This is a genomic window from Microbacterium sp. HSID17254, assembly GCF_003989315.1.
In the GTDB taxonomy this organism is placed as follows: Bacteria; Actinomycetota; Actinomycetes; order Actinomycetales; family Microbacteriaceae; genus Microbacterium.
Genome location: NZ_RBLT01000014.1, coordinates 83,950 through 94,746 on the forward strand (window position 1 = coordinate 83,950; position 10,797 = coordinate 94,746).

The 10,797-nt window shown below is 70.8% G+C and carries 8 protein-coding genes; 4 read left to right on the top strand and 4 right to left on the bottom strand.

Going from position 1 to position 10,797, the window contains the following annotated elements; translation table 11 throughout:
• Nucleotides 1-16: 16 nt before the first annotated feature.
• The gene (locus D8M34_RS10580; protein WP_126893964.1) at nt 17-1,318 is read right to left on the bottom strand and encodes an ABC transporter substrate-binding protein; all 1,302 of its coding nucleotides are present in this window, start codon (nt 1,316-1,318) and stop codon (nt 17-19) included.
• A 177-nt stretch (nt 1,319-1,495) separates the two neighbouring features.
• Here D8M34_RS10580 and D8M34_RS10585 point away from each other — a divergent pair, with 177 nt between their 5' ends.
• Nucleotides 1,496-2,800 carry a glycoside hydrolase 5 family protein gene (locus D8M34_RS10585; RefSeq protein WP_126893965.1) on the top strand — a complete coding sequence of 435 codons (1,305 nt, stop codon included), beginning with the start codon at nt 1,496-1,498 and terminating at the stop codon, nt 2,798-2,800.
• Between the two features lie 100 nt (nt 2,801-2,900).
• Here D8M34_RS10585 and D8M34_RS10590 read toward each other — a convergent pair whose 3' ends face one another.
• Nucleotides 2,901-3,926, bottom strand: coding sequence for a LacI family DNA-binding transcriptional regulator (locus D8M34_RS10590; protein WP_025102633.1), 1,026 nt, complete (start codon nt 3,924-3,926; stop codon nt 2,901-2,903).
• 134 nt (nt 3,927-4,060) lie between these two features.
• On the opposite strand from D8M34_RS10590, the gene D8M34_RS10595 reads away from it, so the two are divergent.
• Complete coding sequence (locus tag D8M34_RS10595; RefSeq protein WP_126893966.1) at nt 4,061-7,075, top strand: alpha-mannosidase; 3,015 nt, start codon at nt 4,061-4,063, stop codon at nt 7,073-7,075.
• A gap of 100 nt (nt 7,076-7,175) precedes the next feature.
• On the opposite strand, the gene D8M34_RS10600 is transcribed toward D8M34_RS10595, so the two are convergent.
• A complete protein-coding gene (locus tag D8M34_RS10600) occupies nt 7,176-7,763 on the bottom strand; it encodes a hypothetical protein (protein ID WP_025102630.1) in 588 nt (195 codons plus the stop codon).
• Nucleotides 7,764-7,884: 121 nt separating this feature from the next.
• Here D8M34_RS10600 and D8M34_RS10605 point away from each other — a divergent pair, with 121 nt between their 5' ends.
• On the top strand, nt 7,885-9,114 hold the full coding sequence (locus tag D8M34_RS10605; RefSeq protein WP_062636139.1) for a glycosyltransferase: 1,230 nt from the start codon (nt 7,885-7,887) through the stop codon (nt 9,112-9,114).
• Nucleotides 9,115-9,119: 5 nt separating this feature from the next.
• On the top strand, nt 9,120-10,346 hold the full coding sequence (locus D8M34_RS10610) for a glycosyltransferase (RefSeq protein ID WP_126893969.1): 1,227 nt from the start codon (nt 9,120-9,122) through the stop codon (nt 10,344-10,346).
• Nucleotides 10,347-10,350: 4 nt separating this feature from the next.
• Here D8M34_RS10610 and D8M34_RS19000 read toward each other — a convergent pair.
• The coding region (locus D8M34_RS19000; protein ID WP_161973064.1) for a hypothetical protein at nt 10,351-10,797 on the bottom strand (447 nt) is incomplete at its 5' end.

Below are 10,797 nucleotides of genomic sequence, written 5' to 3' on the forward strand. Positions count from 1 at the left end.
GTGTCCGCGCGCATGCTCACTGGTCCACGCGGTTCGCGTTGGCGTACTCGACGATCTTGTCGAGCTGCGTCTTGGCGTCGGCCTCGCCGTTCACGGCCAGGGCGATCTGCTGGGTCATGTAGGTCGCCATGTCCGAGGTCCACTGGAACGGCAGCGCCTTGGCGTCCTTCATCGCGCCGAACACGGTGTCGATCGCGGCGAGCTGCTTCTCGTCCGTGACGGAGGAGGCGATGTTCTCGACCACCTGGTCGCCGCCGTCGGCCGTGCCGGGGGCGGTGCCGACCGCGAGGGAGGAGAACGCGACCTGGTTCTCCTCGTTCGTCGCGAACTCGGCGAACGCGAGTGCGGCTTCCTTGTTGTCGGAGTCGGCGGAGACGTTGAGGCCCTGCACGTAGAGCGGGGCGACACCGAGGCGCGGGGTGGCGACGGTGTTCTCCAGCAGTGCCGGGGCGTCCTTCTGCAGATCGGTCGTGAAGCCGGTGCCGCCGGTCGTGAAGGCGACCTTCTCCTGGATGTACGCCTCCGCGTTCCCGCCGTAGTCGCCGGTCAGTGCCTCGGCGGGCATCGCGCCCGCCGCGTAGGCGTCGGCGTACTGCTCGATGATCGCGGCGGCCTCGTCGGTGTTGAAGTCGAACTCGCCCTCGTCGTTGATGACCTCCATGCCGGCGGCGGTGAAGGTGTCGAGCGCCGGGATCGAGGAGAGGAGCTGGACCTTGCCGCCGGACTCCGTGGCGACGTCCTTCGCGAGCGTGAGCAGTTCGTCGACCGTCGTCGGGAGGTTCTCCTCGGTGACGCCGTACGGGGCGAGCTGGGCGAGGTTCCACCAGGACGCGTCGCTGGAGAGGTACCAGGGCAGGCCATAGGTGCCCTCGACGCCGGGGTACTGGCTGTACGCGTCCCAGGCGCCCGCGTTGTACGTCGCCTTCAGGTCCGGATCCGCGGTGTCGAGGTCGACGAGCTTCCCCGCCGCGACGAGGGGGTAGGCGATGTCCGGCGGCAGGTTGAGCACGTCGGGCAGCGTGTCGGCGTTCGCCTGGCTCAGGATCTTCTCCTGGTAGCCGTCGCCGGGCTGGTCGAGCCACTCGACGGTCACGTCCGGGTGCTCCTCCTCGAACGCGGCGATGAGGTCTTCGAAGTACGGGGTGAACTTCTCGTTCTTCAGCGACCAGGTCTGGAACTGGATGGTTCCGCTGAGCTCGCCGGAGGTGTCGATGGGGCCGGCGCCGTCCGAGGCGGCGCCGCCTCCGGTGCAGCTCACGAGCGCCAGGGCGCCGATCGTGAAGGTTGCTAGAGCGACAATGCGTGCGGGAACTTTCATCGTGCTTCTTCCTCGAGGCGGGCGAATCGGCGCGGTCCGACGGAGGGACTACAGCGCTTTAGCAGATGAAACCATCGGATCCGGTCGGTGTCAAGACATCCCTATCGAGGCTGATGCTCAAGCGTTATAGTGGTGCGACATGTCCTCGCGGGAGGGCACGGTCCGAAAGGTGCACACATGACGCAGCGCGGCGCTCTCGACGCCCCACTCCGCTTCGGGGCGAACTACACGCCGTCGACGGACTGGATGCACTCCTGGCTCGACTTCACCCCGGACGACGTGCGCCGCGACTTCGCGGCCCTCGCCGCGCTCGGCCTCGACCACGTGCGCGTATTCCCGCTCTGGACCGTCCTGCAGCCGAACCGCACCCTGATCCGGGCGAAGGCGATCGACGACGTGCGCGCCATGGTCGACATCGCCGCCGAGTTCGGGCTGGACGCGAGCGTCGATGTCATCCAGGGGCATCTGTCGAGCTTCGACTTCGTCCCGTCCTGGCTGTACACCTGGCACGACCGGAACATGTTCACCGATCCGAGCGCCCTGGATGGCCAGGCGCAGCTCGTGGAGCGGCTGGCCGGCGCGCTGCGGGATGCCCCGAACTTCCTCGGGCTCACTCTCGGCAACGAGACGAACCAGTTCTCCGCGCACACCCACCCCTCGCCGTGGCCGGTCACGACGGATGAGGCGGGCGGATGGATCGAGGCGCTGCTCGCCGCAGCGGACCGGGGCGCTCCGGGGTTGCCGCATGTGCACAGCGAGTACGACGCGGTCTGGTACATGGACGATCACGGGTTCACGCCGGCGCATGCCTCCCGCCTCGGCGCGATGACGACCATCCACTCCTGGATCTTCAACGGCACGGCGCAGCGCTACGGTGGGCGCTCCGTCGCGGCGGACCGTCATGCCGAGTACCTCATCGAGCTCTCCCGCGCCTTCGCGACGGATCCCGCCCGGCCCATCTGGCTGCAGGAGGTGGGTGCCCCCTCGAACTGCCTCGACGAGAGCGAGATGCCCGGATTCCTCGAGGCCACCGTGCGCTCGGCTCTCCGCACCGAGAACCTCTGGGGTGTGACCTGGTGGTGCTCGCACGACGTGAGCCGGGAGCTCGCCGACTTCCCGGAGCTGGAGTACTCCCTCGGGCTGATCGACCAGGAGGGTGCGGCGAAGCCCCTCGGCCGCCGGTTCGCGGAGCTCATCCCCGAGCTGCGTGCCCGCACCGCGGCTCCGGCTCGTCCGACAGCGATCGTCGTGGACGTCGACGAGCAGGAGGTGCCGGTGAGCCGGGCGGCGCTGAGCCCCGGCGGCGCGGTCTTCCAGGCCTGGGTCGACGCGTGCGCCGCCGGCGACGACCCCGCGCTGGTGACCTCCCGCACCGCACAGGACCCCGCGGCGCTGGAGGCACGCGGCATCCGCCGCCTCATCCACCCCGCCCCGTCCGCGTCCGACGTGACGCGCTCCGCCTCCGTCAACACCGTCGTCTGAGTTTCTTCCCACGTCTCTGAGTCGCCGAGACCCCGGGTTGTCGTCGAGACCCCGGGGTGCGTGCGTCGAGAGCCCGGGGTGTGGGCGGGGAGGCGGGGTCTCAGCGGGGCGGAGGTGCCGTGCTCTCGCGGGCGGTGAGCACCGGGGTCGGGCCCTGGACGCTCGGCAGCGTGGTGCCGGCCTCGATCTGCTGCAGCAGGAGCGTGGCCGCCTGCTCGCCGAGCTCGAACGTGTCGCGGGTCATCGCGGTGATCGACGGATTGATGAGTCCTGCGATGACGGAGTCGTCGAACGACGCGAGGGAGACGTCGCGGGGAACCGCCCGGCCCATCTCCTGCGCCACGCGGAGGCCGGCGACGGCCATCACGTCGTTGTCGTAGACGATCGCGGTCGGGCGCTGCCGGCCGGAGAGCAGCGCGCGCGTCACGGCGGAGGCGCGGGCGGGGGAGAAGTCCGTCGTGATGACCTCGCCGGCGATGCCGTCCGCCGCCATCCGCTCCAGCACCTCGGCGCGCAGGCGGGTGTGCTCCAGTTCGGCCGGACCGGCGACGTAGGCGATGCGCGTGTGACCGAGGGCGGCGAGGTAGGAGAACAGGGTCTCCGCGACGGTGTCGTCGCCGATCCACACGCTGGGCACCGCGCCGTCCGGGGAGGGCTTCGAGCCGATCATGACGGCGCGGGCGTCCAGGGCCGTGATGCGCGCGCCGCGCGGGTCGTCGTCGCGCGGGTCGATGAGGATGATGCCGTCGACCTGATTCGACGAGCGCCACTGCCGATGCACCTCCATCTCCTCGTCGATGTCGGCGACGAGGCGGAGCTGCAGACCGACCTTGCTCTCGGAGAGGCGGGACTCGATGCCGGCGATGAGGTCGGTGAAGAAGGCCTCGGAGCCGAGGGAGCGCGCCGGGCGGGCGAGGGCGAATCCGACCGCGTTGGCACGGGCGCCGACGAGGGCACGCGCGGCGGAGCTCGGCTGCCAGTGATGCTCCTCGATGATCGAGAGGATGCGCTGCCGCGTCTCCTCGCTCACGCCGGGGCGACCGTTGAGGGCGAACGAGACGGCGCCGGGGGAGACGCCGGCCATGCGCGCGATATCCGCGATGGTCACGCGTTTCCCCGGGGTCATAGGCATCACCCTACTTGATCGGTTTAGCCTCTCGAAAGCAGCGGAGAACGTGCCGTAGACTCCCGTGCTAGATCGTTTTAGTAGCGACGCGCATCGAACCCCATCCCTCACCGTCGAGCCCGGAGAACCCCATCATGCATGACGACACCTCGCTCACCGTCGGCCGCGTCAAGCGGGTCCTCGACGAGCGCATCCGCCCCGCGATCCACTCGGCCGCGGTTCCCCTCACGGTCGAGGCGCATCAGCTCCCCGGAGAGCCCATCGCCCCGGCGGACGGCCTGGCGCTCTCCTTCGCCCCGGCCGCGGTCGGCGAGCTGTGGGGCCCGGCCTGGGGGACCACGTGGTTCAAGCTCACCGGTCGGGTGCCCGCGGAGTGGGCCGGGCGCCGGGTCGAGGCGCTGATCGACCTGGGCTTCGACGTGAACATGACGGGGTTCCAGTGCGAGGCCCTCGCCTACCGGCCGGACGGCACGCCGATCAAGAGCATCAACCCGCGGAACCAGTGGGTGCCGATCGTGGAGACGGCGGCGGGCGATGAGCCCGTCGAGCTCTACCTGGAGGGCGCGTCCAACCCTGTGCTCCTCGACTACCACCCCTTCCTGCCGACCCAGGAGGGCGACGTCCTCACCTCCTCGAAGGAGCCGCTGTACCGGCTGCGGCGCCTCGACCTCGCGGTGTTCGAGCCCGAGGTGTTCGACCTGTCGCTCGACCTCGAGGTGCTGTTCGAGCTGCAGGCGGAGCTCCCTGCCACGTCGCCGCGCCGCATGCGCATCCTGCAGGCCCTGGACGACGCGCTCGACGTGCTCGACCTGCAGCACATCGTGGAGACCGCCGGCGACGCGCGGGCACGGCTCGCGGACGTGCTCGCCGCTCCGGCCGAGGCGAGTGCGCACCGGATCTCGGCCGTCGGCCACGCGCACATCGACTCCGCCTGGCTGTGGCCGGTGCGCGAGACGATCCGCAAGGTCGCGCGCACCACCTCGTCCATGACCACGCTCATCGAGGAGCAGCCCGACTTCCAGTACGGCATGTCGAGCGCGCAGCAGTACGCCTGGATCAAGGAGCACCGTCCCGAGGTGTGGGAGCGGGTCAAGGCCGCCGTCGCCGCCGGACGCTTCCTGCCCCTCGGCGGCATGTGGGTGGAGTCCGACACCGTGATGCCGACGGGGGAGTCGCTCGTGCGGCAGTTCTCGCAGGGGCAGCGGTTCTTCGAGCGGGAGTTCGGCCTCCGGTCGAAGGGCGTGTGGCTGCCGGACAGCTTCGGCTACTCGCCGGCCCTGCCGCAGCTCATGCGCCGTGCCGGGTTCGAGTGGTTCTTCACGCAGAAGATCTCCTGGAACCAGCAGAACGTCTTCCCGCACCACTCCTTCCTCTGGGAGGGCATCGACGGCTCGCAGGTATTCACGCACTTCCCGTCGATGGACACCTACAACTCGCAGCTGAGCGGCATGGAGGTCGCGAAGGCCTCGCGGCAGTTCAAGGAGAACCGCCTCAGCTCGCGGTCGATCGCCCCGGTCGGCTGGGGTGACGGCGGCGGCGGCACGACGCGCGAGATGACGGGCAAGGCCGAGCGGCTGCGCGACCTCGAGGGCAGCGCGCAGGTGGTGTGGGAGCACCCGGACGTGTTCTTCGACGCCGCCAAGGCCGAGCTGCCGAACCCCGCCGTGTGGGTCGGCGAGCTCTACCTCGAGCTGCACCGCGGCACGCTCACGAGCCAGCACGCCACGAAGGCGCTGCACCGGTGGGCCGAGCACGCGCTGGTGGAGGCCGAGCTGTGGGCGGCGACCGACGCCGTGCGCACCGGCGCCGCGTACCCGCAGGCCGAGCTCGACCGGCTCTGGCAGGCCGTGCTGCTGCACGAGTTCCACGACATCCTGCCCGGCACCTCGATCGCGTGGGTGCACCGGGAGGCCGTCGCCGTGCTGTCCGACGTGCTGTCGGATGCGCGCGACATCGCCGACGCCGCGCGCCGGTCGCTCGCCGGGGAGGGCGACCGCGAGCTGCGGTTCGAGCCGACCTCGGTGGCTCGGGGGCGCGCACTCGGCGCCTCGTGGGTCCCTGAACCCGTCGAAGGGCCGGTCTCGCTCGTCGAGGACGCTTCGGCAGGCTCAGCGACCCACCCGGGGTGGCGCCTGGAGAACGAGCTCGTGTCCGTGCTCGTCTCGGCCGAGGGCTTGATCGTCTCGGCTGTCGACAAGGCCACAGGGCGGGAGACGGTCGCGCCCGGCAAGGCTGCGAACCTGTTCCAGGTGCACCAGGACTTCCCGAACATGTGGGACGCGTGGGACATCGACCGCTACTACCGCAACAGCGTCGACGACCTCACCGCGGTCTCATCGATCGAGGCATCACTCGTGAACGGTGTCGCGCAGATCGTCGTCGTGCGTCCGTTCTCCGAGTCGACCATCACGCAGACGATCCTTCTCGCGCCCGGCTCGCGCACGGTGCTGCTGCGCAACGAGGTCGACTGGCACGAGACCGAGAAGCTGCTCAAGCTCGCGTTCCCGCTCGACATCCAGGCGTCGCACACCGAAGCCGAGACGCAGTTCGGCTACCAGGCGCGCGTCACCCACACGAACACGAGCTGGGAGGCGGCGAAGTTCGAGACCTCGATGCACCGCTTCGTGTTGGTGCGCGAGCAGGACTTCGGTGCGGCCCTCGTGAACGACTCGATCTACGGGTACGACACGACGCGCGAGGTCGGCGAGGACGGGGTCACCACGACCGTGCGGCTCTCCCTTCTGCGGGCGCCGCGGTTCCCCGACCCGGATACGGACCACGGGCTCCATGAGATCGAGGTCGGCTTCGTGATCGGTGCTGACGCCGCGATCGCGACCGCCGAAGGTATCCGCCTCAACAGCACGCCCACGGTGATCCGCGGGGCGCGCGAGGTCGAGCCGCTGGTGGAGGTGTCGGGCGAGGGGATCGTCGTCTCGGCCGTGAAGCTCGCCGACGACGGCTCCGGCGATGTCATCGTGCGTGTGTACGAGGCGCTCGGGCGCCGGGCGGTCGGCGAGCTCTCCGTCGGCTTCGAGCACCGCGAGGTGCGCGAGGTGAGCCTCATCGAGGACGAGATCGAGGCGCCCCGTCTCGGCGGCGGGCTCCACCTCCGCCCCTTCGAGGTGCGCACGCTCCGCATCGCGCGCTGAGCCCCCGGCCTCCTCGCGCCGGGCTCTCCGCGCCGGATCAGAAACGCGCCTCCCGGCCCTTCGGGAGGCGCGTTTCTCATCCCGCCGGGCGGGATCGCTCTCAGGCGGGCGGGAGGCGGAGGACGTCGGGCGACTCGCCGCCGGTGAGGTCGTCGGCGATACGGAGGCTGCGGGCCAGCTCGTCGAGCGCGCCGATGAGCGTGCCGAAGCGTTCGCGGTCGCTGCAGACGGCCGTCAGGGTCACCAGGTGTGTACCGGTGTCCCAGGTGTAGGTCGCGAAAGGTGGCGCCGAAGGTGAGGGCGGGGTCGGGACCACGAGCTTCTCGCCGACGCCGAGCCGGGTCGGGAAAGAGGTCGTGTCGTCGTACTCCATCGGCATCGACGCGCGGGCGATCCGGATGTCGGGGGTCAGCGCCTGCACGGTCGCCATCGCCACGACGAGGTCGGGCTCCGCCTTCCACGTCCACGCGAGGACCCGGCCGTCGGCCTTCTTCATGAGCATCGGCGCGGCCTGGCTCATGGCCCAGGCTCCGAACCGCGAACCGGGGCGTTCCGTCGCGCCGACCGCGGCGTTCACCTGGCCGAGCAGCATCCGGATCGCGGCCTTGCGATGCCGGCGTCCCCTCCACCCGAGCGAGTCCGTCACGGGTATCCACAGCTGGGGGTCGGCGTCGGCGTGCAGTCGCATGGCTTCACGGTATCGGCCGAGGCTGAAGGGTGCCGGTATGGCTCGGCGTCGGGGACAGGGCCCTCGGGTAGAGTTGCCACCGCCCGACCAGGGCTTCTCCTTGGCCGCCACCCCGTTAGGCATCTCTGTGACCTCCTCCGACGATCCGATCGATGCGTCGCGCGACGCCACCGCCGTACAGCCCCGTCCGCTGAAGATCCTCCTCGGATGCGACACGTTCGCCCCCGACATCAACGGCGCCGCCCGGTTCGCCGAGCGTCTCGCCGCCGGACTCGTGCAGCGCGGGCACGAGGTGCACGTCGTCGCCCCCAACCAGGCCTACCGTCGCACCGCGCCCCGCACCGAGGTCATCGAGGGGGAGCCGATGACGCTCCACCGCCTGCCCTCCGTGCGCTGGGCCCCGCACGACTGGCTGCGCTTCGTGTGGCCGTGGCGCTCCAAGCACTACGCCCGGAAGGTGCTCGACGCCGTGCAGCCCGACGTCGTGCACATCCAGTCCCACATCGTGATCGGGCGTGGACTCGCGCGCATCGCGAAGCAGCGCGGCATCCCGGTCATCGCGACGAACCACGTCATGGCCGAGAACATCCTCGACCACACGACCATGCCGAAGTTCGTCGACGACCTGGTGCTCAAGTTCGCCTGGGCCGACGCGAAGCGCACCTTCGACCTGACGCGGGCGATCACCACGCCCACGCGTCGGGCCGCCGACTTCCTGGAGAAGACGGTCGAGGTGCGCGGCGTCATCCCGGTGAGCTGCGGCATCGACCGCTCCCAGTACACCCCGGTCATCGCCCCGCGCGAGGAGAACCGGCTCGTGTTCGTGGGCCGGCTGACGGCGGAGAAGCAGGTCGAGGTCATCCTCAAGGCCATGACGAAGCTCGACCCGGCACTGAATACGACGTTCGACATCGTCGGAGGCGGAGACCAGCGCAAGCAGCTCGAGCACCTGACGGCGCAGCTCGGGCTGTCGGACCGGGTCACCTTCCACGGCCGGACCACCGACGAGGAGCTGCGGGCGCTGTTGTCCCGTGCGAGCCTCTTCGTCATCGCGTCGATCGCCGAGCTGCAGTCCATCGCGACGATGGAGGCCATGGCATCGGCGCTGCCGATCGTCGCCGCAGACGCCGTCGCCCTGCCGCACCTCGTGCACGACGGCGAGAACGGGCACCTCTTCACGCCGGGAGACGTCGACGACCTCGCCGCGAAGCTCACCGCCGTGCTGACCGCCTCCCCCGGCGAGTACGAGCGGATGCAGAAGGCATCCCTCGACGGCGTGGCGATCCACGACATCAACCGCACGCTCGACACCTTCGAGGCGCTGTACCGCGACGAGCCGCTGCCCGAGTGACGCGGATGCACGTCGTCTTCTTCGCCGATCAGCACCTCGACTCCCTCGGCGGGGCGCAGGTGTCGATGCGGCTGCAGCGGACGTTCCTGGAGCGCGCCGGGCACACCGTGACGGTCGTCGCGCCCCGTATGCACGCACGGCGTGATGACGCCGCACCGTCGGAGGGGAACGTCGACCTCCCGTCGCTGCCGATCACCCTCGACCGCGAGTACGCGATGACCTGGCCGGGGCGGGCGACCGACCGGGTCCTCGACCGGGCGATGGCACACCGTCCGCCCGTCGATCTCGTCCACGTGCAGGCTGACTTCTGGGGCGCCTTCATCGGGCACCGCTTCGCCGCCCGCCACGGGATCCCGGTCGTGCACACGATGCACAACCGCGTCGACGTGGGGCTGGCCGCGGTCACCCCGTTGCACCGCCCTGTGCTCGCCGTGCTCAACCTGTGGCGCCGCGCCGCCCTCCGCGGCATCGGTGTGCCGGTCGGTGGCAGCGACGGGTGGTCGTACCTCCGCGGTCTCGCGGCGGGCGCCGCTGCCGTCACGGCCCCGTCCGGGCACTTCGCGCGACGCCTGGAGCAGAACGGCGTCGCCCGCGTCGTCGACGTCGTGTGGAACGGCATCGACGATGACGTCCGTGCGCAGACCCTCGCAGCGGCACCCGCCGAACGGACGCCGGGGCGCCCGCGCTTCGTCTGGCTCGGGCGGATGAGTCCGGAGAAGCGCCTCCTCCCGTTCCTCCAGGCCTGGGTCGACGCAGGCATCGACGCCGAGCTCGAGGTGATCGGCGGCGGCGGACAGCGCGCGGCGGCCGAACGCATCGTCGCGGGGCGTGCGGACGTACGGTTCGCCGGCCGGCTCTCGTATGCGCAGACGCTCGAGCGGATCGCCGCCGCCGATGCGCTCGTGCAGACGTCCATCGGGTTCGAGACCCAGGGCATGACGCCGTTCGAGGCGGCGACCCTCGGCACGCCCTCCGTCGTGTGCGACCCCGACATCGCCGCGGAGCTCCAGGGCGGGCTCTGGGCGGTGCCGACGACGGACCCGGCCGCCCGCGGGCGAACCGTCGAGGCGCAACGGATCGAGGCCCTCGCCGCGACGCTGCGGCAGGCGGCCGCGGACATCGCGGACGGGACCGCGCCCCAGCCGGTGCCCGCCGTGGCGGACGCCTTCCGGCAGTCGTCGCGGACGGCCGCCATGATCGAGGTCTACGAGCGGGTGCTCCCGCGATCCTGAGCGGTCAGAGGAACCCGTAGAAGTTCGACGAGAGCCAGCTCAGCACCATCGTCAGCAGGCCGGCGCCGGAGATGCCGACGGCGATCCCGGCGAGCAGCCGCGGCCCCGGTCGGCGTGCCGCGATGAGGCCGAGCACGAGCGCCGCCCCGTAGCCGAGGAAGGTGAGGATGCCCGACGCCCCCTCGATCAGGCCGATCATGCTGTAGGTCCGGTCCGACATGTAGACGAAGGGCCGCGCCAGGATCAGGAACAGATCGATCACCAGGGTCACGAGCGCGACGGTGAACGCGGCGCGGCCGAGGCCGTCGCCGGATGCGCGCGGGGCCGGGGTGCCGTAGGGCGGGATGCCGGCGGATCCGGGGACGAATCCGGGTGCGGTCGGTGACGGCTGCGGGCTCGCCGTGGGGAAGGCCTGCGGGGGCGCGGTCGGGAACACGTGGCCGCCGCCGGG